The following is a 23,206-nucleotide window of genomic DNA, read 5'->3' on the forward strand; positions in this document are numbered from 1 at the left end:
GACTCATCCGTCAAGCATGTCGCGACTCATGACAGCGTGTCCCCGACAGGATTCGAACCTGCGACCTTTGGTACCGGAAACCAATGCTCTAATCCACTGAGCTACGGAGACAATGCCGATCACACTAGCACCCCGTGTGTGGGCAGAAGAAATTGGTGCAGCGCTTCACGACGAAACCCTCAGGACACTCTCAGCCACACGCCATGGTTTCTCAACACCGGTGTTTCATAATGATTGTGCGCCGCGGGAACGGCGTGACACGGGAAACAATGACAGCGAAATGGCCGGCCCCAAAAGGGACCGGCCATTTCGTGTATCTCGCCCCGGCGAAGGCGCCGGGGAAGAGGGAGTGTTACTTCACGACCATGACGATGAGGTCACGCGGGCCGTGCACGCCTTCGACGCGCACGAGCTCGATGTCAGAAGTAGCGGACGGGCCAGAAATCATCGTGGCCGGGTGCTCCGGGTTGATACGGGCGATCATCTCTGGCACACCGTAGACCACGGAATTTGCACGCACGATGCAGATGTGGCGGTCCGGAACCAGAGACAGCGCGCGGCGGCCGCACACGTCGCCAGCCTCCAGCACGATCGAGCCGGTCTGCGCGGAGGTGACGTGGGAATCCGTCACCACGGCGTCCACATCGCCCAGCGCACGCGGATCCGACGTGACGTCATCCGGACGGGCAGTGCCGGAGAAACCGTCGAACAGGGAGGCATCCAGGCCCGGTGCGTAGACAACGTCCTTGCACTTGCGGTCTGCAAGCACCTTCAGCAGGTCGTCGCCAAGCGTCTGCTCGGTGGTTTCCACAACGTCAGCCTTGTAGTCCACAAGACGGTCGATAAGGATTTCGCGCAGCTCGTCGCCCTTGATGTCGGACGTGGTGCGGTACTCGCGGACCACCTCGACATGCTCCGGAACATTAGAGAGCTTGTGGGCGTTGCGGATGCGCTTGAGAATCTCGCGCTTCGCAGCCTCGTTACGGGAGTCGCGGGCGGGGGAGCCTGCAGCATTACCAGTAGTGGTAGTCATTTACTTCTCCTCCTCGATCGGCTTGGTGTTGACCTTCTGGCCGTTCGGAATGCCCTGCTCACGTGCCTCGGACAGCAGACGCTTCGCCTCGTCCGTCTCCCACCACTGGCGGAAGGACTTCTTCGGCGGCACCGCAACATCGCGGTAGCCAGTCCAGCCGGAGATTGGAGGCGGCATGGTCTCGATCTTGCCGTTAAAGCCGCCGAGCACACGACCAAGCGCAACCATGCGGACCAGACGGTTCCACACGTTGCTGCGGCCCCACACCTGAGCCAGCGACGCGAACGCAGCCTGCTCCATGCGGTTCGGCTCGTTCTTTGCCTTCTGGTAGCGCAGCTCCAACAGAATGTCGGTGATCGGGATCTTCACCGGGCACACCTCGTTGCAGCGACCGCACAGCGAGGACGCGTACGGCAGGGAACCGTTCGGGTCGTCCGAAGAATCGATACCTGTGAGCTGCGGGGTCAGGATCGCACCAATCGGGCCCGGGTAGGTGGAGCCGTAGGAGTGGCCGCCGGCACGCTCGTAGACCGGGCACACGTTCAAGCAAGCCGAGCAGCGGATGCACTTCAGTGCCTCGCGCCCGATCTCGTTGGACATTGCAGCGGTACGACCGTTATCCAGCAAAACAATGTGGAAGTTCTGCGGGCCGTCGCCCTCGGTCACGCCGGACCACAGGGAGGTGTACGGGTTCATGCGCTCGCCAGTAGAGGAGCGCGGCAGCAGCTGCAGGAACACACCCAGGTCATCGAAGCTCGGCAGGAGCTTCTCAATGCCCATCACGGTGATAAGCGTCTCCGGCAGCGTCAGGCACATACGGCCGTTGCCCTCAGACTCGACGATGGAGACGGTGCCGGTATCGGCGCAACCGAAGTTGGCGCCGGAAATGGCAACCTTTGCCTCCATGAACTGCTGGCGCAGGTACTGACGTGCAGCCTCTGCGAGTTCGGCAGGTTCCTGGGTCAGCGTCTCGTCCGTGTTCGGCATCTTCGCGGCGAAGATGTCGCGGATCTCCGCGCGGTTGCGGTGGATCGCCGGGACGAGAATGTGGGACGGGAAGTCCTCGCCGAGCTGCACAATAAGCTCAGCCAGGTCGGTCTCCTGAGCGAAGATGCCGGCTTTTTCCAGCTCGTCGTTCAGAGCGATTTCCTGGGTTGCCATGGACTTGATCTTGACGACCTTGTCCTCACCAGTCTCCTTGATCAGGCCCTGGATGATCTCGTTGGCTTCCTTGGAGTCGCGAGCCCAGTGGACGTGGCCACCGCGCTTGGTCACGTTCTCCTCGAACTGCTCAAGCAGCTCGGGCATACGTGCCGCAACGTCGCGCTTAATGGTGGAGCCTGCTTCGCGCAGCTGCTGCCAGTCATCCAGCTCGTCGACAACGTTCTGACGCTTCACACGAATGGTCGTGGTGGCGTACTGGTAATTACGGCGCTTGGTGACGTCGTTAAGTTCGTGGTGCGCAGCCTTCTGGAACTTCTCCTTGCCGCGCAGGTGAGCCGGGCCGTTGGCAAACGGCGGCATCGTGGGCTGTCCGAGTGCAACCTTCACAGCATCTTCTCCTTCGTGTACACCGCAGACGTCGGGGTCAGGGGGTGCTCCTTGGTGGAGGCGAGGATCTCAGCCATGTGCACGGCACGAATGCCTTGGTGCTGGCGAGACAGTGCACCACCAATGTTCATCAAGCAAGAGGAGTCACCAGCGGTGACAAACTCCGCCTGGGTCTCCTTGATGTGGCGGACCTTGTCGGACACCATCGCGGAAGACACCTCAGGCATCTTCACAGAGAATGTGCCGCCGAAACCGCAGCACTCCTCGGAGTTCGGCAGATCCACAAGCTCAAGGCCCTCAACGTGGCGCAGCAGCTCGGTCGGACGGTCGCCGACCTTGAGGAAGCGCAGGGAGTGGCAAGAGGAGTGGTAGGTCACGCGGTGCGGGAAGAATGCGCCCACGTCGTAGGTGCCGGCGACATCAACGATGAATTCGGAGAGATCGTAGGTCTTCTTCGAGGCGATCTTTGCGCCGTCGACAAGCGCCTTGGAGCCGAAACGCTCCGCAAGCTCGACGTGCTGCTCGCGGACAGCTCCCGCGCAGGAGCCCGAAGGAGCCACAACGTAGTCAATCGACGAGTCTGCAAAGGCATCGACGTACGTCTCAATGATTGGGACGGCTTGTTCTTTGTAGCCAGTGTTGACGTGCATCTGGCCGCAGCAGGTTTGTTGCTCGGGGAAGACAACCTCATAGCCGAGACGGGAAAGCACAATGGCCGAGGCCTTATGCGCGTCAGGGAAGAGGGCGTCGCCGATACAAGTAGAAAACAGAGCTACTCGCATTTCGGGCTCCTATCGTGGGAAATCTCAGGGAAAACGACGAAACTCCCGAGGTCACTTGGACCTCGGGAGCACCGTAAAAGGATGGCAGTTACGGAACGACCGGAGCAAGGACCTCTAGAACGTTCGACTGCAGAAAGACTATCACGCACACTGCGAGCAAGAAGCCGAAGGACCAGCCCACGACCTTCTTGAAAATCTCGGACTCCTTGCCCTCCATGCTCACCGCGGTAGCGGCAATTGCGAGGGACTGCGGGGAGATCATCTTGCCCACAACACCACCGGTGGTGTTAGCAGCCAGCATGAGGTCCGGGTTGAGGCCAAGGTTGTTCGCGGCGGTGACCTGAAGGTTGGCGAACAGGGCGTTGGCCGAGGTGTCGGAACCAGTCACAGCCACGCCGACCCAGCCAAGCATCGGAGCGAAGAACGCGAATGCCGGGCCGAGGTTGGCAAAGAACTCACCAATGGTCACGGTCTGACCCGAGTAGTTCATCACGTATGCCAGTGCGAGCACCAGCATGATGGTGACGGCAGACCAGCGCATCTTCCATGCGGTGTCCACGAACTCCTTACCAACTTGGCCCCAGGTGAGGCTGTAGCGACCGTTGTCGTTGAACACCATGTAGGCGATGGAGACGATGATGGCGGAAATGACCATCAGCGAGCCCGGGTTGTTGATGTAGGCGAATGAGTAGTCGGTGTTGACCGGCTCGCCCGCAGCGTTGAGCAGCTGGCCATCGATGACTGGCCACGGGAACGAGATCTTGAACTGCTTGAGCCAGGTCGGAATCGTGGTGCCCAGGTTTGCCAGGCCGAACACGACAACGACGATTGCGTACGGCATGAGTGCCATCCAGACGCGGCTGCCGGTGAGCGCTTCAGTGTCGCCATCTTCGTCGGTGTACGGCTCGAGGCCGAGGCGCTCACGCATGGCTTCCACACCGCGCGGCTGCCAAAAACGCAGCAGCACAAACGCGGCGCCAAGTGCGACGATGCAGGCAATAACGTCGGTGAGCTGGTAGGCGAAGTGGTTGGAGGTCCACCACTGGGCGATCGCGAAAGCCAGACCGATGACACCTGCGGCCGGGGCGGTCTCCTTGACGCCACGGAAGCCGTCGATAAGCAGTGCAATGATGAACGGCACGAAGAACGCCAGAACCGGGGTCTGGTGGCCGACGATGGCGGCGATGTTCTCGGTCTGCTCCAGCGTACGACCACCCACGTCACCTGCGGTGGTAATCGGAATGGCGACCGCGCCGAATGCCACCGGAGCGGTGTTCGCAATAAGCACCACGGTGGCGGCCTTCAGTGGCGGGATGCCGAGCGCGAGAATCATCGTCGCGGTAATAGCAACCGGGGCACCGAAGCCGGCGAGGGCTTCAAGCAGGCCACCGAAGCAGAAAGCGATGAGCATCGCCTGGATGCGAACGTCACCGTTGCCCATCTTGTCGAACACAAGACGAAGGTCCTCGAAACGACCCGAAGCGACCGTGATCTGGTAGAACCAGATGGCCGTCAGGATGACGAATACGATGGGGAACAGGCCGAAGAGGCCACCGCGGAACGCGGAAGAGATGGCAAACGCGGTCGGCATATGGAAGCCGAAGATGGCCACGAGAATTGCAACGATAAGTGCAACAAAACCCGAGGTGTGAGCGCGAGCTTTCACGCCGAGCAGCATGATGAAGAAGGTTAACAGCGGCAGGGTAGACACCAATGCCGACAGACCAGTGCTGCCACCGACTGCGTCGGTGAAGATTTGGAATTGGTCCATAAAACAGGGCTCTTTCGAGACAGGAACGGAAAAAGAAACGGGTGACCGTGGCCTCGGCGTGCGAGACCCGATGGGCTAAATATGCCAAACAAGGCAGCGAAGTGAAAAGATTTGCCCCTCAAGGGGGATGTGAATTAGCGCACTTTGCGTATCGACGACCATCCGTATGCGCCCGTGTCAAAGCCCTCAATTACACTGCATGCCCATGACGCCAGCAGAACTTGCCACCACCGTAAAAGCCGCCGCAGAGCGCGTGCTTGCAGACCATGATCTCGACGCCTCTGTTGTCCCCGACACCGTGACTGTGGAGCGCCCGCGAAATCCGGAGCACGGCGACTACGCCACCAACATTGCACTGCAAGTGGCGAAGAAGGCGGGCACGAACCCGCGCGAACTCGCAGGCTGGCTTGCAGAGGTCTTGGCAGAGGACCCAGCCATCGCCGCCGCTGAGATCGCAGGGCCCGGCTTTATTAACCTGCGCCTCGCCGCAGACGCCCAGGGCCAGCTGGTAGCCAAGGTGCTCGAGGAGGGTGCCGCGTTTGGCAACTCCGACATCTACGCCGGCGAGAAGGTGAACCTGGAATTCGTCTCGGCGAACCCGACCGGCCCGATTCACCTCGGCGGTACCCGCTGGGCTGCGGTGGGTGACTCGCTGGGCCGCGTGCTTGAGGCTTCGGGCGCGAAGGTGACCCGCGAGTACTACTTCAACGACCACGGTGGCCAGATCGACCGCTTCGCGCGTTCGTTGGTTGCTGCTGCCAAGGGGGATCCAACCCCGGAGGATGGTTACGGGGGCGATTATATTCGCGAGATCGCTCAGGCGGTCGTCGAAAAGCAGCCCAATGCTCTCGAAGGCACTGATGCTGAAGTGCAGGAGACCTTCCGCGCTGCTGGCGTGGAGATGATGTTCGCGCAGATTAAGCAGTCGCTGCACGATTTCGGCGTGGACTTCGACGTGTACTTCCATGAGAACTCGCTGTTCGAGTCGGGTGCGGTGGATAAGGCGATTGCCACCCTGAAGGAAAACGGCAACCTGTATGAGGCTGACAACGCGTGGTGGCTGCGCTCCTCTGACTTTGGCGACGACAAGGACCGTGTGGTGATCAAGTCCGACGGCGACGCGGCATACATCGCCGGCGACATCGCCTACGTTGCGGACAAGTTCGACCGCGACCACACGCTTGCCATTTATATGTTGGGTGCGGACCACCACGGCTACATCGCACGTCTGAAGGCTGCGGCGCAGGCGCTGGGCTACAACGCGGACGCCGTCGAAGTGCTCATCGGTCAGATGGTCAACCTCGTGCGCGACGGCCAGGCGGTGAAGATGTCCAAGCGTGCAGGCACCGTGATCACGCTTGAGGATCTTGTCGACGCCATTGGCGTGGATGGCGCGCGCTACTCGCTGGTGCGCTCCTCTGTGGACTCCTCGCTGGATATCGACCTAGATCTGTGGACGAAGCAGTCCTCCGACAACCCCGTCTACTACGTCCAGTACGGCCACGCGCGCCTGTGCTCGATTGAGCGTAAGGCCAAGGAAGCCGGCGTGACGCTGCCCGACGTCGCGGACATCGACTTGGGCCTGCTGACCCACGAGAAGGAAGGAGACCTGATCCGCACGATCGGTGAGTTCCCTGCAGTCGTGCGCGCCGCCGCAGAGCTGCGCGAGCCGCACCGCATTGCCCGCTACACCGAAGAGTTGGCCAGCGCCTTCCACAAGTTCTACGACTCCTGCCAGATCCTGCCGAAGGCCGGCGAGGCGCCGGAGCCGATCCACACGGCACGTCTCGCACTTGCGATGGCGACACGCCAGGTGATTGCAAACGCGCTGGGCCTGATCGGCGTGAGCGCCCCGGAGCGGATGTAATGACTGTTTTCGTATCCACCCCGTACAGCACCGACGAGGGCGACTTCAACGAACTGCCCACACACGTTTGGCCGCGAAACGCCAAGCGTGAAGAAGACGGGGTAGTGACCATCGCTGGTGTGCCACTGCCTGAGATCGTCGCCGAATACGGCAGCCCGGTTGTCGTCGTGGATGAGGACGATTTCCGCTCTCGCTGCCGCGACATGGCGGAAGCATTCCGTGCGCCGGAAAATGTGCACTACGCGTCGAAGGCCTTTTTGACCCGACACATTGCACATTGGGTGGATGAGGAAGGTCTTGCCCTCGATGTGGCGAGTGAAAACGAGCTCCGCATCGCACTTGCAGCCGATTTCCCGCCGGAACGCATCACTGTTCACGGCAACAACAAGTCCGACGAGTTTCTGCGCCTATGCGTGGATTCGCGCGTGGGGCATGTGGTCATCGACTCTCACCAAGAGTTAGCACAGCTGGAAGCTGTCGCCCGCGAGGCCGGTGTCATCCAAGATGTGTTCATCCGCGTGAAGCCCGGCGTGGACGCGCACACGCACGAGTTCATTGCGACGAGCCACGAAGACCAGAAGTTCGGCATTTCCCTGGCCACTGGCGACGCACTTGCTGCGGCCGTGGCAGCAATTGACTCAGATTCGCTGCAGTTGACCGGCCTGCACTGCCACGTCGGCTCCCAGGTCTTCGACGCTGAAGGCTTCAAACTGGCTGCAGAGCGCGTGCTCGGCCTGTACGCAGAAGTGTGGAAGACCTGCGGTGTCGCGCTTGGCTACCTTGATCTGGGCGGCGGTTACGGCATTGCTTATATGTCAGGGGAGCAGCCGCTCGACGTCGCAGCGGTTGCGCGCGACCTGCTTGCCTCCGTGCAGGATGTCGCTGACGAGCTCGGCATCGCCGCGCCGACTGTGGTTGTGGAGCCGGGACGTGCGATTGCTGGTCCTTCTGCGGTGACGGTGTACACCGCGGGTGTGATTAAGGACGTCGATACTTCGTTCACTACATCTCGTCGCTACATCGCGGTCGATGGTGGCATGAGCGACAACATTCGCCCTGCGCTCTACGGGGCGCTTTACGACGCCCGCGTGGTCAACCGCTTCGTCGACGGTGACAACACCGATACCCGCCTGGTTGGTTCGCACTGTGAGTCCGGCGACATTCTCGTAGAGAATGCGAAGTGGCCGAATGATATTTCCTCCGGCGATCTCATTGCGTTGGCTGCGACTGGCGCGTACTGCTACTCCATGGCTTCGAATTACAACGCGTTTGGACGTCCGGCTGTCGTGTCCGTGCGCGGCGGACAGATCACCCCGATGGTGCGCCGCGAGACTGTGGAAGACCTGTTGGCCCGCGAATATTAATTGACCTGAGTGCTTGCTTAAGCGATAGTAGACCAAGCGGTTCAAACCTGTACTTTGCAGCAACGAAAAGGAGCATCCTGACCATGACAGTTGCCAGCGCTGAAGGCATCAACGGAAACTACCCCGGCAAGGGCATCGGCACCCCGGTGGGTATTGCCGTGTTGGGTAAGGGCACCGTGGGCACGGAAGTGCTGCGCCTGCTCAGCGAATTCTCTTCGAACTTGGAAAATCGCATCGGTGGCCCGATCGAGGTCCGTGGCGTGGCTGTCTCCGACGTGGACAAGCACAAGGACGCGCCTGAAGTCCAGGGACTTTACTTGACTGCGGATGCGAGCGAACTGGTCACACGCGACGACGTAGACATTGTTGTTGAGCTCATCGGCGGTATTGATTATCCACGCAAGCTGGTGCTTGAGGCTCTCAACGCCGGCAAGTCTGTCGTAACTGCGAATAAGGCACTTGTCGCGGCACACGGCTCCGAGTTAGCAGACGCGGCGAATGCAGCGGGCGTTGACCTGTACTACGAAGCAGCCGTCGCTGCCGCGATCCCCGTGGTCGGTATGCTGCGCCGTTCGCTCGCGGGCGACCAGGTGCAGCGCATCTCCGGCATTGTTAACGGCACCACGAACTTCATCCTGGACGCGATGGCTTCCACCGGCGCGAGCTACGAGGAGGCGCTGGCTGAGGCAACCCGTTTGGGCTACGCCGAGGCTGACCCGACTGCGGACGTCGAAGGCCACGACGCGGCCTCCAAGGCAGCGATCCTTGCGTCCATGGGCTTCCACACCCGTGTGACGTTCGACGACGTCCACTGCGAGGGCATCACCAAGATCACCGCAGACGACATCGCGGCAGCGAAGAAGTCCAACCAGACGATTAAGCTGCTGGCCATCTGTGAGCGTCTCTTGGACGAAAACGGCAACACCACCGGCATTAACGCGCGTGTGCACCCGACGCTGGTGCCGAACGAGCACCCGCTGGCAACGGTGGACAAGAGCTACAACGCCATCTTCGTCGAGGCAGAAGCAGCCGGCCGCCTGATGTTCTACGGCAACGGCGCCGGCGGTGCCCCAACCGCTTCCGCAGTGTTGGGCGATCTTGTCGGTGCAGCCCGTAACAAGGTCCACGGTGGCCGCGCGCCAGCGGAGAACCCGTACGCGGACTACCCGATTGTGGCGTTTGACGATGTGACCACGCGCTACCACATCAACATGACCGTCAACGACCGCGTCGGCGTGCTCGCAGACCTCACGGCTCGCTTTGCTAAGGCAGGGGTGTCGCTTTCCGCGGTCCGTCAGGAGGAGTCTGGCGACGAGGCACACCTGATCGTCGTCACGCACGGCGCACGTGAAGCTGCCCTGAACGGCATCGTCGAAGAGCTCACCGGCCACGATGATGTGAAGGCCGTCAACTCCGTCATCCGCCTCGACGCTTAAAGGAGCACTCCGTCATGGCAACCGATCTTGAAGTAGGCCTGAAAGCACGAGTGAAGGTGCCAGGTTCGTCCGCGAACCTTGGTCCCGGCTTCGACACCCTCGGCCTGGCGCTGAGCATCTACGACACGCTCGAGGTAGAAGTCATCGAGTCTGGCCTCGAAGTGGAGATCTTCGGCGAGGGAGCCGACGATCTGCCGCGCGATAGCTCGAACCTGATCGTCAAAGCGATCAACTCTGGCCTGATTGCCGCGGATGTGCGGGCGCCGGGTCTGCGCGTGGTGTGCCACAACCAGATCCCGCAATCGCGCGGTCTGGGCTCGTCTGCTGCCGCGGCAGCCGCAGGTGTCGTCGCTGCGAATACGCTCGCGGGCTCGCCGCTGGATGAGGACACCGTCGTGCAGCTCTCGTCTGAGTTTGAGGGCCACCCGGATAACGCGGGTGCGTCCGTGCTCGGCGGGGCAGTGGTGTCCTGGACCGACATTCCGGTCGATGGGCGCTCGAAGCCGTCCTACCGTGCCGTGCGCATTCCTGTCGACGAGTCCATCAAGGCCGTAGCCCTCGTCCCGGACTTCCACGCATCCACCAATGCGGTGCGCAAGGTCCTGCCGAGCCACGTCACCCACACCGATGCGCGGTTCAACGTCTCGCGCACCGCTGTGATGACGGCTGCGCTGCAGCACCACCCGCACCTCCTGTTTGAAGGCACCCGCGACCGTCTGCACCAGCCGTACCGCGCCGACGTCCTTCCGGTGACTGCGGAGTGGGTCAACCGCCTGCGCAACCGCGGCTACGCGGCATACCTGTCTGGCGCAGGTCCGACCGCGCTCGTGCTCATCACCGAGCCCATTGAGCCTGCGCTTCTCGACGACGCCCGCGCCGCCGGCCTCCGCGTCATCGAACTCGACGTCGCAGGACCGGTGACCGCAGAACTGCTGCGCGATTAGTGCAAATGCTTTGATCCCCCGGGGTGCACATGCGTACCCCGGGGCATCGTTTTTGTGCGGCATTATGACGGGGCGAAACGCCTCGTGCATCAGGTAGAAACCGTGTAAGTCCCGAGGAGCACGGATCAGCCCTGCGAGTGTGGTGGGTTTCTTTTATTGTCGGACGTGATTCTGCACACATCAAGCGAAGGGCGTGTTCGAATGAGTTGGTCAGTTTCGCAGAAGGGCGTGAGGGTTGTTCTCGCGCTGCTGGTTGCAGTGTGTTGTTGTCTTGCGTGGGCGCCGGTGGCGTGGGGGCAGTCGTCGTCAACGACGTCGACATCGTCGCAGGCAACGTCTGCGGAGGCCGATGACGGGTCGGCTGATGGCAGGGCGATGCTGATTTTGGATGCGTCGTCGTCGATGCTTGCGGCTGACGCTGGGGGTACGCGTATGGATTCGGCCAAGAAGGCGGCCAATGAGTTGGTGGATTCGCTGCCGGATACGGCGAATATGGGGTTGATGGTTTATGGGGCGAATGAGTCGGATGCTCCGGACAATCGCGAGCGCGGGTGCAAGGATGTGGAGACTCTAGCCGCGGTGGGGTGGATTGATCGGGGGAAGTTTGCTTCGGCGATCAACGGGTTAGAGCCGAAGGGGTATACCCCGATGGGTCATTCGTTGCGCAAGGCGGCGGAGGAGCTCGGGAGCGAGGGGCAGCGTTCGATCATTTTGGTATCTGACGGCATTGACTCGTGTGCGCCGCCGCCAGTGTGTGAGGTAGCCAAGGAGTTGGCGCAAGATGGTGTTGATCTAGCGATTCACACGGTGGGGTTCCAGGTTGATGAGGAAGCACGCAAGGAACTGCAGTGCATCGCGGACGCCGGCAATGGCCAGTTCTTGGAGGCTGGGGATGCTGGTAGTTTGGCGCAGTCGTTGAAGTTTCTGGCGCAGCGCGACATCGGCAAATACAAGGTGAAGGGCACACCGTTTGAGTTTGCGGATTCGCCCGGGGACGCCAAGTGGTTTGGCGAGGGGCAGTACCGAACGAAGGTCACCCCGGATACGAATGCGAAGAAGAACCGTTACTTCCGTGTGTCCGTGCCGGAGGGGCACAACGCGTTGATCACGATGACCCCAATCTGGCAGACGGAAGGCAACATCCAGGAAACCGAGATCTTCCTCGAGGTGCCGGAGGCAACCAACGAAAACGACCCTGATTGTGGCACGGCGAGCAACGCAATTGGCGACAGCAGAATTCTCGGCGAGGCCAGCTTGTTAATGAATCCTTACCGGTTCTCGCTGGAACGTGGCGGAAGCGACAACGATTGCGATATGAGCTCGTGGCTCATTGCTACCCAGGTCTACCAAGAAGGGCAACCGATTGACGATGCCTTGGACCTCGAGGTGAACGTGTTCTACGTGCCGAACCCTGACCAGGAGCAGAAAACTGAATGGTCCAATGGTCCTATTGCTCCCTCCTTCTATGACGGCGACGTCCCGTTTGGCACCCCGCAGGAGAACAAGGGAGGCACCGGCTTCAACGACGCTATTGAGATCACCGAAGGTACGTATTCCGACAAGATCGTTCCCGGTGAATACCGCTTCTACAAGATTCCAGTGAAGTGGGGGCAGCGCCCGGTGGTGAAGATGAAGGCACCAGAATCTGTGACGGAGGATGCAGATGTAATCAAAGTGGGCATCTATGACTCGCAGCGCAAGCTTTCGGGAGAAGGGAGCCTCAATGTCTACGACGACGCGAAAGAGAGTGATCCAATTGCGCCGAAGTATTACGCACAGGTTGCAAACGACATAGGCAAGTCTTACCAGGGCTACTACTACTTAAATTTTGCGATGAATTCCAAGCTTGAAGATGGGATCGCCGGTGTGGAGCAGCCGTACGAGTTCGCAGTGATAGTGGATGGTCAACCGTTCAATGGTGGTCCGGATTGGACCCCCACCTACGAGGACGGCCCGGAGCCGTCTGATGAGCCGATCAAGTTCGACGGTGCCATGAGCACGGATGAGCAGCAGACGGTGGAGGAGACTACCGAGGCAGCCGAGGAGACCGAGCAAGTCCTCGCAGAGGAGGAAGCGGGCGGGCTCTCCCTGCCGCTACTCGGCGGCCTTGGAGTGTTGTTGCTCGCGGTCATCGGTGCGGTGGTCTTTATGTTCATCCGCAACCGGGCGCAAGAGACCCGGTAGTAGGAGCATATTGCTTTACGACGTCGCCTTCGGCCGGCTGCCTGGGCCGGGCAAGGCGATGATGTCGAACTCCTCGCGCTGCAGGTGCTTGCGCAGGTCCTTCTTGTCAAACTTGCCTACGGACGTTTTGTCGATTGAATCCACAAACGTCCAATACTCAGGCGCCATCCACTTCGGCAACGTGTCTGCGAGCGATTCGCGGAGTCGTGCGGCAGTCTCCTTTGTCGGCTCAATGCCCGAGAGAAGCTTGGTTACCGCCAGCGGTCGCTCACCCCACTTGGGGTCCGGGATTCCGATCACTGCGCATTCGACGACTTCCTCGGACTCCATAATGAGGTTTTCCACCTGTGCGGAGTAGATCCACTCGCCGCCGGAGCGAATGACGTCGCGGGCACGGTCGTAGAGCGTCATAAACCCGGCGTTGGTGACGGTGCCTACGTCGCCGGTACGCAGCCAGCCGTCGGCAGTGAAGTGTGCGCGCACGTCATCAACTTCTTCGCCCCGGAAGGTGGAAGCGATCTCGCCCGGTTCTTGCGTGGGTGAGTGGTAGTAGCCTGCGGCGACCATATTGCCACGGACCTGAATCTCACCCTGGGTCAAGTCGTTAAACGCCATGACTTGGCCATCGTTGACCACGCGGTATTCCAGTGACGGGGCAAAGCGTCCCTGGGAAATGCGGTAGGACCAGCGCGCCTCACCAGAAGCGCCCGATGGCGGACGCGCCACGGTGCCGACCGTGGTGGTTTCCGTCATGCCCCAGCAGTGGACGATGTCCACGCCGTAGCGTTCCTCCCACATCTTGATCAGCGCCGGTGGGGCAGGAGAACCGCCGACGAAGATCTCCTGCAGACTCATTCGTTCCGGGCGATTGTGCAGGTAATGTACCATCAGCTGGATCCACAAGGTGGGCACGCCGTGTGCCACGCGCGGGTGCGTGCTTGCGATAAGTTTTGCCAGTGTCGGGGCAGACACGTCCGAATCGGGCAGAACCAGGGGAGTGCCCGCGAGAAAAGCTGCGAACGGTACGCCCCAACTGAGCACGTGGTAGATCGGGATGCAGCACAAAAACGTCTCACCGTGAGTGACCGCTAGTGAGTCCGTTGCGCGAAGACCGGTCGCTTCTAGCCACAACGCGCGGTGGGAGTAGGCGACGCCCTTCGGTGCGCCGGTCGTTGCTGTTGAATAGACCAAGGCAGCGGCGGTGTTCTCCGGGAGTTCGGGCCAGTCGTACTTTGTCGAGCGGCCGTCGAGAAGCTCCTCGTAGCTGTACACAGCGACATGCTCTGGCAGATACGCCGCGGCGTCTGTAATCGGTTCGGCACCTGTAAATGCCACCGCGCGAACCTTGGGGCAAAGCTCCACAACGTTGCCTAACTTCTCCGCAAGCCGCGGATCGGCAACGATCAGTTCAGCCTCGGAGTGGTTGGCAACGTAGGCGATCTGGTCCGTCATCAACTGGATATTTAGCGGCGTAAACACAGCGCCCTTGGCAGCGACGGCGAACATCACCTCGAGGTGCTCAGAGCAGTTGTACAGCATGGTGGCGACGCGTTGATCGCTATCAATGCCGAGGTCATCATGCAGGGCGTGGGCGAAGGCCGAAGCGCGGGCGCCGATTTCGGCGAACGTCGTTTCTTCCGCGCCATCAGTGCGCCATGTGGTGCACTTCGTTGTCGCGTGCGCAGTCCTGCCGTATTCGAGAATGCGTGCGACGGAAAAGGGCACTTCCTGCATCGTTGAAAGCATGTTGGCAATGTTAGCGAAGCAATGCGACACGCCCCGGATTAAACCGCGGACGCAAATGCGCTACACTTTGCGCAGGATCGTGCGAACCGCACCCGGCAGGGGTTGTCCCAGGTGGGGATGCGATGGCGGGCACAGCGGCGATTTTTGCTCCCGCACCCCGTGAGATCCGGCAGGGCTACAAAGTTTTACTTCAGTCCAATCCCGATGAAACGCACCGCTTCCAGCATGCACCGTCGCGTGTTAACTACGCGAGAACCTGCTGGTTGAGCGACGAAAGGACACACGTGACCGACACCGGTACCGCGGCAGACTTGGCCGCTATGAAGATTCCGGAGCTGCGCAAAATTGCCGCCGAGAAAGGCCTGAAGGGCGTTTCGGGGCTGCGTAAGGGGGAGTTGATCCAGGCAATTACTACCGGCCAGGTTCCCAAGAAGGCTGCACCGCAAAAGGTGGAGGCCGATAACGCGGAGGCGCCAGCTGCTTCCGAGCGTGCAGAGCGCAAGGCCGACAAGGCCGACAAGACCGACAAGCCTGCAGAAAACGCTGACAAGTCGGCCGACAATTCCAATGACGACGATTCGCGGGGAGCTTCGCGTTCCGCAGCGCGCCGTGCTCGTCGAAACCGTGCGCGTCACCAGCATGAGGACAATGCGCAGGGTGGCGACGCGAGCGACGCGAAGGACGGCAAGGACGAGAAGTCCGAGAAATCCGAGACCACGGACAACCGCGACGAGAACCGCGACAATCGCGATAACCGTGACAACCGTGACAATAACGACCGCGGTGGCCGTAACAACGGCAACAACGGCAACAACCGTGGCGGCCGCAACAACCACCGCGACGATAACGATGACGACCACCAGGGTGGCGGTCGTCGTGGGCGTCGCGGTCGTCGTAACCGTAACCGCAACCGTGACAATCACGGCGGCAACAACAACCAAGGTGGCGGCAACGAGCAGCACTTCGATCCGGAGGACCTGCAGGAGGTTGCGGGTATCGCGGATGTGCAGGACAACGGCTCCGCGTTCATCCGCACCACCGGCTACCGTCAGTCCAATTCGGACGTGTACGTGCCGCAGCGCCTGGTCCGTCAGGCGGGTCTGCGCTCCGGCGACGCGGTAACCGGTCAGGTTCGCGCCAACGGGCAGTCGCACCAGCAGGGCAACGGCCGTAACCGTCGTAGCTACAACCAGGTTGTTCGCGTCGACACGATCAACGGCCAGACTCCGGAGGATGCGAAGGGACGCAAGGAGTTCCACAAGCTCACCCCGCTGTACCCGAACCGTCGTCTGCGTCTGGAAACTGAGCCGAAGATCCTGACCACGCGTGTGATCGACCTGGTCATGCCGATCGGTAAGGGTCAGCGCGCACTGATCGTGTCGCCGCCGAAGGCTGGTAAGACGACGATTCTGCAGAACATCGCCAACGCGATCGCCACGAATAACCCGGAGTGCTACCTCATGGTTGTGCTTGTCGATGAGCGCCCGGAGGAAGTTACCGACATGCAGCGCAGCGTCAACGGCGAGGTCATTGCCTCGACGTTCGACCGTCCGCCGTCAGAGCACACTGCTGTCGCCGAGCTCGCTATCGAGCGTGCGAAGCGTCTGGTGGAGATGGGCCAAGACGTTGTGGTGCTGCTGGACTCGATTACTCGTCTTGGCCGTGCGTACAACAACTCCTCGCCGGCATCGGGTCGCATTCTCTCCGGTGGTGTGGACTCCAACGCCCTCTACCCGCCGAAGCGTTTCCTCGGCGCTGCCCGAAACATCGAGGAGGGTGGCTCGCTGACGATTATCGCAACGGCCATGGTGGAAACCGGTTCCGCTGGCGATACCGTCATCTTCGAGGAGTTCAAGGGCACCGGCAACGCCGAGCTCAAGCTCGACCGCAAGATCGCGGAGCGTCGCGTGTTCCCGGCTGTGGACGTCAACCCGTCCGGCACCCGCAAGGACGAGCTGCTGATGAGCCCGGAGGAGGCGCGCGTCATGCACAAGCTGCGCCGCATCCTGTCTGCGCTTGATCCGCAGCAGTCCATTGACATGCTGATCAAGCAGTTGAAGAAGACCAAGACGAACGGCGAGTTCCTCATTGGTGTGGCGAACTCGGCACCAATGGCGCAGGCCGAAACTGAGGAGGACTACTCCTAATGGCAGAAAAATCGCATGTTTCGCTTGTCGACGACTACGTCGCCGAATACGAAGGCATCCAGGCCCAAATGGGCGATCCGGAGGTCGCTGGTGACCAGGACCGCTTCCGTAAGCTCTCCAAGCGCTACGCGGAGCTGCAGCCGATCATCAACGTCAATAACGCCCTGAACCAGGCGCGCGATGACCACGAGGCGGCATCCGAAATGGCCTCCGAGGACAAGGAGTTCGCGGAGGAGGCCAAGCGCTTAGAGGACGAGATTGTGCGCCTCGAGGAGGAGTTGGCTGACCTGCTGGCGCCGCGCGACGAGCACGATGGTGATGACATCATCATGGAGCTCAAAGCAGGCGCAGGCGGTGAAGAGGCCGCGCTGTTCGCTGGCGATTTGGCTCGCATGTATCAGAAGTACTGCGAAAAGCACAGCCTGACCTGGGAGGTCCTCGACGTTGCCGAGTCTGACCTGGGTGGTGTGAAGGACATGACCGTCGCGGTGAAGGCGAAGACCCCGTCGCGTGACGGTGCGTGGTCGATGCTGAAGTTTGAAGGTGGCGTGCACCGTGTGCAGCGCGTTCCGGTGACGGAATCGCAGGGCCGTATTCAGACCTCGGCCGCAGGCGTATACGTCTTCCCGGAGCCGGACGAGATCGAAAGCGTCAACATCGACGAGAAGGATCTGCGCGTCGACGTGTACCGCTCCTCCGGTAAGGGCGGCCAGGGCGTGAACACCACCGACTCTGCCGTGCGTATCACGCACCTGCCGACTGGCATCGTGGTGACCTGCCAGAATGAGCGTTCTCAGATCCAGAACCGTGCTCGTGCGATGCAGGTGCTGCAGGCTCGCCTCGACCAGATTGAGCGCGAGAAGCAGGAGGCCGAAGAGGCCGAGGGCCGCGCGTCGCAGGTGCGCACGATGGACCGCTCGGAGCGCATCCGCACCTACAACTGGCCGGAGAACCGTATTTCGGATCACCGCATTAACTACAAGGCCAACAACCTTGACTCGGTGCTCGACGGCAACATGGACGATCTGATCACGGCGCTGCAGACGCACGAGCGCCAGGAGCGCCTTGAAGCCGAGTAGCCTCCGCGACACCATCGCCCGCGCCACGCAGACCCTTGCTGGCGCGGGCGTTGCGTCGCCTGAAGTCGACGCACGCCTGCTCGCCGCGCACTTGATCGGGGTGCCGCCGATGCAGCTCATGTTCGCCGACGCGCCTACGGACTTCGACGAGGCCTACGCCAAACTCATTGCCCGACGCGCGGCTCGCGAGCCGTTGCAGCACATCATCGGCACAGCACCGTTTGTTGACATCGACCTCGCCGTCGGGCCCGGGGTATTTATCCCGCGGCCAGAAACGGAAGTGCTCGCTCAGTGGGCGGTGCGTTTGCTTAGCGACGACACCACCTCGCCCGAATCCCCAACCGTCGTGGACTTAGGCTCCGGCTCGGGTGCGTTGGCCATCACGATCGCCCGGGCGTGCCCGCGCGCTCAGGTAATCGCGGTCGAGCGTTCGCCTCAGGCGCGGAAGTACTTGGAGCGAAATGTGGGGGACTACGCGTCGTCGATACGCATTGTCCCAGGGGATATGACCGATCCGGAGTTGCTTCGGGAACTCGACGGTGCCGTTGACCTCGTCGTCACCAACCCGCCGTACGTGCCAGAAACCGGTGACTTAGATGTGGAGGTCTACGCCGACCCTCATGAGGCGGTGTTCTCCGGCGCGGACGGGATGCATGCAATTCGGGGGCTCGTTCCGGTCGCCGCACGGCTGCTGCGTCCGGGAGGGCACCTCGGCATTGAGCATGATGATTCCACGTCGGAGGCCGTACAAGATGTGGTGCGCGACCACGGCGCATTCGGCCCGCCGAGTGTGGTCGAGGACCTGACCGGCCGAGCCCGGTTTGTCATGGCGAGTAAGCTAGCCCGGTAACTTTCAGAACATGAAGGAGCACTATGTCCGCGATCTATAACTGCCTTGATCCGCAGGTTCGCGACGACGCGGTGCGCGCGGCTGCGGACGCTGTGCGAGCCGGCCGTTGCGTCGTCCTGCCGACAGACACCGTCTACGGAATCGGCTGCGACGCCTTCAATAACGATGCCGTAGCCACGCTGTTGGCTACCAAGCGCCGTGGCCCCGACATGCCTGTGCCGGTGCTCGTGGGCAGCTGGTCGACCATCCAGGGGCTCGTGCGGGAGTTTTCCGACACCGCGAAGACACTCGTGGAGGCGTTCTGGCCGGGTGGGCTTTCCATCGTCGTGCCTGAGGCACCGAGTCTGCCGTGGAACCTTGGCGATACACGTGGCACCGTGCTGCTACGCATGCCGAACCAACCGCTCGCACTTGAACTGTTGCAAGAAACCGGACCGATGGCGGTGTCGTCTGCCAACATCTCCGGCAACCCGCCGGCACAGACCGCAGCAGAGGCCAAGGCGCAGTTTGGTGATGCGATTGGCGTGTACCTCGACGGGGGAGAGGCCGAGGTTGGCACTCCTTCGACCATCATTGATATTTCGAAGCCTCAGCCGGTGATTTTGCGCGAAGGCGCGATCCCGGTCGAGCGCATTGGTGAAGTCTTAGGGCTTGACCCAGAGTCGTTGCGTCGAAAGTAGCGGGGGAGTTTTCAGGGGATGTCCGGAGCTGGTGTGCCACTTCGCGAGCTCGCACTCGTGCTACTCGTCGCGGCTGCGATCACGTACCTGGCCACAGGTGTGGTGCGTTCAGCTCTCGTGCGCACAGGACGCGTCGCGGAGATCCGCCAGCGCGACGTTCACACGCAGCCAACACCGTCGCTCGGTGGGCTGGCCATGTTTACAGGGTTTGCTGGCGCGTTTGTTCTCGCGCAGCAACTGCCCGCACTGACCCGCGGGTTCGCTCCAGTCACCCCAGAGATGACTGCAGTGCTCGTCGGCGGTGCCGCCGTCGTTGCTGTCGGAATTGTTGACGACCTCTACGAGCTCGGCGCGTTACCCAAACTCATCGGGCAATTCGCTGCTGCGATCATCATGTCCATCTTGGGGATTGCCTTTACGGTGTTTTACGTACCAATCGGGGAGGGCACCACCCTGATTTTGGACGAAGTCCAGGGCATGGTCTTGAGTGCGCTGTTTACTGTGCTGTTGATCAACGCAGTGAATTTCGTTGACGGCATCGACGGCCTCGCCGCGGGGCTGGGCATGATCGCCGGGATGGCGATCCTCGTCTATTCGCTGTCAGTTCTCCATGACCAGGGCGGGGCGGTCTCCGCGTACCCGCCGGCGATTATCTGCACGTTGCTCGTCGGTATCTGCGCGGGCTTTTTGCCCCACAACTTCGAACCGGCGCGCATCTTCATGGGGGACTCCGGTGCCATGCTCATTGGGCTGCTGCTTGCCGCAGCGTCGATCTCCGCATCGGGCAAGATCAACATGTCGCTCTACGGGGCCGCGGACCTAGTAGCACTCATTAGCCCGATCATCGTCGTGCTCGCCGCGATTGCCCTGCCGGTCCTCGACCTGATTTGGGCCGTTGTGCGACGAACAGCCCGCGGCCAAAGCCCGTTCCAGGCAGACGCAGGCCATATCCATCACCGTTTGCTCCGCCTTGGGCATACGCACCGCCGTACTGTTCTGGTGCTGTACCTGTGGGTCTCCGCAGTCGCCTTCGGCGCGGTCAGTTTTTCCGTCGTGCCGGTGCGCATTGCCGTGATCTTCACCGTTGTCGCGCTTGTTTTTGTTTTCGTGCTCACTCTGGTTCCGCTTGCGGAAGGCAAGATTGGCCCGCGGCGTGGTGGGGACGGTGCGGTGGCGTCGTCGAAAAGCAACCCTGCTCAGTCTGTAGGATGACCCAGCATGGAACCGCTCGAAGTCAATGACACGTCCCAGGTCAGTGATCATCGTCAGCCGCTCATCCGCGCACTGAAGGTCGCGGGATGGGCCCTCGTCGTGCTTACCGTCGTCTCGCTTATGGCATGGGGCGCGACCCGCGAATTGCCCGGCATCTGGGCCACGCTGATGGGAGTCGCCGTCGGCGGTGCGTTCGTACTCGCAACCACGGTGTCCGTGCTCGCAACCTCAAACTCATCCCCAAACACCACCATGGCAGTTGTCCTCGGTGGATGGCTGCTCAAGATGGGGCTGCTCGCAATCTTCCTGCTGTGGATCCGTGGATTCGACTTCTACGACCATCGAGCATTTGGCGTGACGACGATCGCAGCACTCGTCGTTGCACTCGCCGCCGAAGCCTGGGGTGTGCTCACCACACGCACCACGTACCTCAACTAACACAGAGTGTGGGGACCCTGTGACAGACCTAACAATCCGCTAGAAAGCCGTGCAAGCTGGGTGATTAGGGGTAAAAACCCTTAAAAGTCACCTTGGTGGGGGGACAATGGCACAGGTAAAACCCACATTCTCCTGATGTCCTGTTAGGATATCCGCTGGGTTTGTTCCAGGCTGGCGTTACCCCTGATACGCAGGCGAAACCGGCCGGGGAACGACATCCCCTGCCCCGCGGAAGCAGATGTGCGACGGAGTCCGCCGCGGAGGCAGCCTGATGAAGACGTCCATCGCACCGCCCTCCGGGGAACCGGGGAGCGGCCCGAGAACGGGAGAGAACGCTGAGCGTTACAACTTTGGCCATGAAGGGTGAGTTTCACGCACCTGCGCTTGGTCCAGAATTTTTCCCGGGGCAAACGTACGGCCATATCATTGGTGAGGAATTTGCCAATGGGTGGTTCGCACTGGACCGCATCATGCTCGTCCGCCTCTTGATTGCGGCGATCCTGGTGCTCCTCTTTGTTATTGCCTTTAGGAACCCGAAGCTGGTTCCGAAGGGCCTGCAGAATTTCGCCGAGATCGGCGTCGACTTCGTCCGCATTCACATTGCGGAAGACACTCTGGGTAAGAAGGACGGCAAGCGGTTCCTGCCGCTGCTGTGCACCATCTTCTTCTCCATTTTGTTCATGAACGCGGCGACGATCATCCCGGGCCTCAACATTTCGCCTAACGCGCGTATCGGCATGCCGGTCGTGCTGGCAGTTGCGGCCTACATCGCAATGATTTACGCCGGCGTCAAGCGTTATGGCGCTGCGTACTTCAAGCACTCGACCGTCATCCCCGGCCTTCCGCCGGCGCTCCACATTCTCGTGGTGCCGATCGAGTTCTTCTCGACGTTCATTCTGCGTCCGGTCACCCTGGCGCTTCGTCTTATGGCGAACTTCCTGGCTGGCCACATCATTCTTGTCCTGCTCTACTCCGCCACGAACTTCTTCTTCTGGCAGCTGAACGCATGGACGACAGTGAGTGGCCTGACCCTGATCGCAGCACTGCTGTTCACCGCATACGAGTTGATCATCATCTTCCTGCAGGCGTACATCTTCGCCCTGCTGACTGCGGTGTACATCGAGCTGTCGCTGCACGCGGATGCGCACTAACAAAGCGCGACCACACACGGCCAACTGAATAACCCCCAACATCTGTCACACGCTTTCCCGCGGCCTAGCGGGGAGGCACCTAGAAAGGGAACGACTTTCACATGAACGACATCATTCTTGCTCAGGCAGCGGAGACCGTGAACCGCTACGAGGGTCTCGGCACCATCGGCTACGGCCTTGCAACCATCGGCCCGGGCCTCGGCATCGGCATCCTCGTCGGCAAGACCGTCGAGGGCATGGCACGTCAGCCGGAGATGGCTGGCCAGCTCCGTACCACCATGTTCCTGGGTATCGCCTTCGTTGAGGCACTTGCCCTGATCGGCCTCGTTGCCGGCTTCCTGTTCTAAAAACAAGAACGAATAACCCCGTCCATTTTTAGATCAGGAGCAACCAATGACTAACGTCACTGCATTCCTCGCAGCCGCAGAAGGCTCCGAGAAGCTGCCGCTCGAGAATGAACCATCCATTCTCTTCCCGGCCGCGTACGACGTGGTTTGGTCTCTTGTCGTTTTCATCATCATCGGCCTGCTTTTCTGGAAGTACGTTATTCCGAAGTTCCAGGAAGTGCTGGCAGAGCGCGAAGACCGAATCAAGGGCGGCATCGAGCGTGCTGAAGTCGCCCAAAAGGAAGCCAAGGCTGCCCTGGAGAAGAACAACGCTGAGCTTGCGGAGGCGCGCCACGAGGCCGCTGAAATCCGTGAGGCAGCGCGTGCCCGCGGCAAGGAAATCGAGGCTGAAGCCCGTGCCCGTGCCGAGGAAGAAGCCCGCCGCATCATCGAGGCAGGCGAAAAGCAACTGCAAGCAGCTCGCGACCAGGTTGTCGCAGAACTGCGCAACGAGATGGGCCAGAACTCCATCTCGCTGGCAGAGCGTCTGCTGGGCACCGAGCTGTCGGACACGACCCGTCGCTCGAACACGATCGATGAGTTCCTCTCCGAGCTCGATCACGTCTCGACGAGAAAGTAGGCGAG

General features: G+C 61.1%; 19 protein-coding genes and 1 tRNA gene. 14 read left to right on the forward strand and 6 right to left on the reverse strand.

Annotated features, from left to right (window positions below; translation table 11 throughout):
• Nucleotides 1–37: 37 nt before the first annotated feature.
• The 5 genes from HMPREF3120_RS08305 to HMPREF3120_RS08325 all read right to left on the reverse strand — a co-directional run bounded on the left by HMPREF3120_RS08305 (nucleotide 38) and on the right by HMPREF3120_RS08325 (nucleotide 5,137).
• Nucleotides 38–111, reverse strand: a tRNA-Arg gene (locus HMPREF3120_RS08305).
• Between the two features lie 241 nt (nucleotides 112–352).
• Nucleotides 353–1,033, reverse strand: a complete 681-nt coding sequence (locus tag HMPREF3120_RS08310) for a LutC/YkgG family protein (protein ID WP_070421831.1) — start codon at nucleotides 1,031–1,033, stop codon at nucleotides 353–355.
• Nucleotides 1,034–2,557 (reverse strand): LutB/LldF family L-lactate oxidation iron-sulfur protein, encoded by a 1,524-nt coding sequence (locus HMPREF3120_RS08315; protein ID WP_070421863.1) that lies wholly within the window; start codon nucleotides 2,555–2,557, stop codon nucleotides 1,034–1,036.
• 23 nt (nucleotides 2,558–2,580) lie between these two features.
• A complete protein-coding gene (locus HMPREF3120_RS08320) occupies nucleotides 2,581–3,366 on the reverse strand; it encodes a (Fe-S)-binding protein (protein ID WP_070421832.1) in 786 nt (261 codons plus the stop codon).
• 88 nt (nucleotides 3,367–3,454) lie between these two features.
• A complete protein-coding gene (locus HMPREF3120_RS08325) occupies nucleotides 3,455–5,137 on the reverse strand; it encodes an L-lactate permease (protein WP_070421833.1) in 1,683 nt (560 codons plus the stop codon).
• A 205-nt stretch (nucleotides 5,138–5,342) separates the two neighbouring features.
• Here HMPREF3120_RS08325 and argS point away from each other — a divergent pair, with 205 nt between their 5' ends.
• The 5 genes from argS (at nucleotide 5,343) to HMPREF3120_RS08350 (ending at nucleotide 12,932) form a co-directional block, all read left to right on the forward strand.
• The gene (argS, locus tag HMPREF3120_RS08330) at nucleotides 5,343–7,004 is read left to right on the forward strand and encodes an arginine--tRNA ligase (RefSeq protein WP_070421834.1); all 1,662 of its coding nucleotides are present in this window, start codon (nucleotides 5,343–5,345) and stop codon (nucleotides 7,002–7,004) included.
• Nucleotides 7,004–8,368 carry a diaminopimelate decarboxylase gene (gene lysA, locus HMPREF3120_RS08335; protein WP_070452195.1) on the forward strand — a complete coding sequence of 455 codons (1,365 nt, stop codon included), beginning with the start codon at nucleotides 7,004–7,006 and terminating at the stop codon, nucleotides 8,366–8,368. The genes argS and lysA overlap by 1 nt, the downstream gene beginning before the upstream one ends.
• A gap of 83 nt (nucleotides 8,369–8,451) precedes the next feature.
• Complete coding sequence (locus HMPREF3120_RS08340; protein WP_070452197.1) at nucleotides 8,452–9,804, forward strand: homoserine dehydrogenase; 1,353 nt, start codon at nucleotides 8,452–8,454, stop codon at nucleotides 9,802–9,804.
• Between the two features lie 14 nt (nucleotides 9,805–9,818).
• Nucleotides 9,819–10,748: a homoserine kinase gene (gene thrB, locus HMPREF3120_RS08345; protein WP_070452200.1), complete on the forward strand. Its 930-nt coding sequence runs from the start codon at nucleotides 9,819–9,821 to the stop codon at nucleotides 10,746–10,748.
• A 201-nt stretch (nucleotides 10,749–10,949) separates the two neighbouring features.
• Nucleotides 10,950–12,932, forward strand: coding sequence for a vWA domain-containing protein (locus tag HMPREF3120_RS08350; protein ID WP_070452203.1), 1,983 nt, complete (start codon nucleotides 10,950–10,952; stop codon nucleotides 12,930–12,932).
• A gap of 15 nt (nucleotides 12,933–12,947) precedes the next feature.
• On the opposite strand, the gene HMPREF3120_RS08355 is transcribed toward HMPREF3120_RS08350, so the two are convergent.
• Complete coding sequence (locus HMPREF3120_RS08355) at nucleotides 12,948–14,678, reverse strand: long-chain fatty-acid--CoA ligase (RefSeq protein ID WP_070452359.1); 1,731 nt, start codon at nucleotides 14,676–14,678, stop codon at nucleotides 12,948–12,950.
• Nucleotides 14,679–14,962: 284 nt separating this feature from the next.
• Between HMPREF3120_RS08355 and rho the strand changes: the two genes are divergently transcribed.
• The 9 genes from rho (at nucleotide 14,963) to HMPREF3120_RS08400 (ending at nucleotide 23,201) form a co-directional block, all read left to right on the forward strand.
• Nucleotides 14,963–16,825 (forward strand): transcription termination factor Rho, encoded by a 1,863-nt coding sequence (gene rho, locus HMPREF3120_RS08360; protein WP_256366008.1) that lies wholly within the window; start codon nucleotides 14,963–14,965, stop codon nucleotides 16,823–16,825.
• The gene (prfA, locus tag HMPREF3120_RS08365; RefSeq protein WP_070452206.1) at nucleotides 16,825–17,904 is read left to right on the forward strand and encodes a peptide chain release factor 1; all 1,080 of its coding nucleotides are present in this window, start codon (nucleotides 16,825–16,827) and stop codon (nucleotides 17,902–17,904) included. The genes rho and prfA overlap by 1 nt, the downstream gene beginning before the upstream one ends.
• On the forward strand, nucleotides 17,891–18,754 hold the full coding sequence (prmC, locus tag HMPREF3120_RS08370) for a peptide chain release factor N(5)-glutamine methyltransferase (protein ID WP_070452209.1): 864 nt from the start codon (nucleotides 17,891–17,893) through the stop codon (nucleotides 18,752–18,754). The genes prfA and prmC overlap by 14 nt, the downstream gene beginning before the upstream one ends.
• Nucleotides 18,755–18,777: 23 nt before the next feature.
• Nucleotides 18,778–19,434: an L-threonylcarbamoyladenylate synthase gene (locus HMPREF3120_RS08375; protein WP_070421840.1), complete on the forward strand. Its 657-nt coding sequence runs from the start codon at nucleotides 18,778–18,780 to the stop codon at nucleotides 19,432–19,434.
• Nucleotides 19,435–19,452: 18 nt separating this feature from the next.
• Entirely contained in the window at nucleotides 19,453–20,646 is a 1,194-nt protein-coding gene (locus tag HMPREF3120_RS08380) for an MraY family glycosyltransferase (protein ID WP_070452213.1), read from the forward strand.
• Nucleotides 20,647–20,652: 6 nt separating this feature from the next.
• Nucleotides 20,653–21,084 (forward strand): Cg1360 family ATP-synthase-associated protein, encoded by a 432-nt coding sequence (locus tag HMPREF3120_RS08385; protein WP_070452216.1) that lies wholly within the window; start codon nucleotides 20,653–20,655, stop codon nucleotides 21,082–21,084.
• Nucleotides 21,085–21,440: 356 nt separating this feature from the next.
• On the forward strand, nucleotides 21,441–22,235 hold the full coding sequence (atpB, locus tag HMPREF3120_RS08390; RefSeq protein ID WP_070421843.1) for a F0F1 ATP synthase subunit A: 795 nt from the start codon (nucleotides 21,441–21,443) through the stop codon (nucleotides 22,233–22,235).
• Nucleotides 22,236–22,336: 101 nt separating this feature from the next.
• Complete coding sequence (locus HMPREF3120_RS08395) at nucleotides 22,337–22,582, forward strand: ATP synthase F0 subunit C (RefSeq protein ID WP_042406503.1); 246 nt, start codon at nucleotides 22,337–22,339, stop codon at nucleotides 22,580–22,582.
• A 46-nt stretch (nucleotides 22,583–22,628) separates the two neighbouring features.
• Entirely contained in the window at nucleotides 22,629–23,201 is a 573-nt protein-coding gene (locus tag HMPREF3120_RS08400) for a F0F1 ATP synthase subunit B (protein WP_070452220.1), read from the forward strand.
• Nucleotides 23,202–23,206: the final 5 nt, after the last annotated feature.

It is taken from the genome of Corynebacterium sp. HMSC11D10, from assembly GCF_001806995.1.
GTDB classification, from domain to species: domain Bacteria; phylum Actinomycetota; class Actinomycetes; order Mycobacteriales; family Mycobacteriaceae; genus Corynebacterium; species Corynebacterium coyleae.

Coding starts and splice junctions, on each gene's coding strand:
- HMPREF3120_RS08310 (WP_070421831.1), bottom strand. CDS start 1,033: ATGACTACCACTACTGGTAATGCTGCAGGCTCCCCCGCCCGCGACTCC.
- HMPREF3120_RS08340 (WP_070452197.1), top strand. CDS start 8,452: ATGACAGTTGCCAGCGCTGAAGGCATCAACGGAAACTACCCCGGCAAG.
- prfA (WP_070452206.1), top strand. CDS start 16,825: ATGGCAGAAAAATCGCATGTTTCGCTTGTCGACGACTACGTCGCCGAA.
- HMPREF3120_RS08325 (WP_070421833.1), bottom strand. CDS start 5,137: ATGGACCAATTCCAAATCTTCACCGACGCAGTCGGTGGCAGCACTGGT.
- HMPREF3120_RS08380 (WP_070452213.1), top strand. CDS start 19,453: ATGTCCGGAGCTGGTGTGCCACTTCGCGAGCTCGCACTCGTGCTACTC.
- HMPREF3120_RS08385 (WP_070452216.1), top strand. CDS start 20,653: ATGGAACCGCTCGAAGTCAATGACACGTCCCAGGTCAGTGATCATCGT.
- HMPREF3120_RS08320 (WP_070421832.1), bottom strand. CDS start 3,366: ATGCGAGTAGCTCTGTTTTCTACTTGTATCGGCGACGCCCTCTTCCCT.
- HMPREF3120_RS08355 (WP_070452359.1), bottom strand. CDS start 14,678: ATGCTTTCAACGATGCAGGAAGTGCCCTTTTCCGTCGCACGCATTCTC.
- HMPREF3120_RS08315 (WP_070421863.1), bottom strand. CDS start 2,557: ATGCCGCCGTTTGCCAACGGCCCGGCTCACCTGCGCGGCAAGGAGAAG.
- HMPREF3120_RS08395 (WP_042406503.1), top strand. CDS start 22,337: ATGAACGACATCATTCTTGCTCAGGCAGCGGAGACCGTGAACCGCTAC.
- argS (WP_070421834.1), top strand. CDS start 5,343: ATGACGCCAGCAGAACTTGCCACCACCGTAAAAGCCGCCGCAGAGCGC.
- atpB (WP_070421843.1), top strand. CDS start 21,441: ATGAAGGGTGAGTTTCACGCACCTGCGCTTGGTCCAGAATTTTTCCCG.
- thrB (WP_070452200.1), top strand. CDS start 9,819: ATGGCAACCGATCTTGAAGTAGGCCTGAAAGCACGAGTGAAGGTGCCA.
- lysA (WP_070452195.1), top strand. CDS start 7,004: ATGACTGTTTTCGTATCCACCCCGTACAGCACCGACGAGGGCGACTTC.
- HMPREF3120_RS08375 (WP_070421840.1), top strand. CDS start 18,778: ATGTCCGCGATCTATAACTGCCTTGATCCGCAGGTTCGCGACGACGCG.
- HMPREF3120_RS08350 (WP_070452203.1), top strand. CDS start 10,950: ATGAGTTGGTCAGTTTCGCAGAAGGGCGTGAGGGTTGTTCTCGCGCTG.
- HMPREF3120_RS08400 (WP_070452220.1), top strand. CDS start 22,629: ATGACTAACGTCACTGCATTCCTCGCAGCCGCAGAAGGCTCCGAGAAG.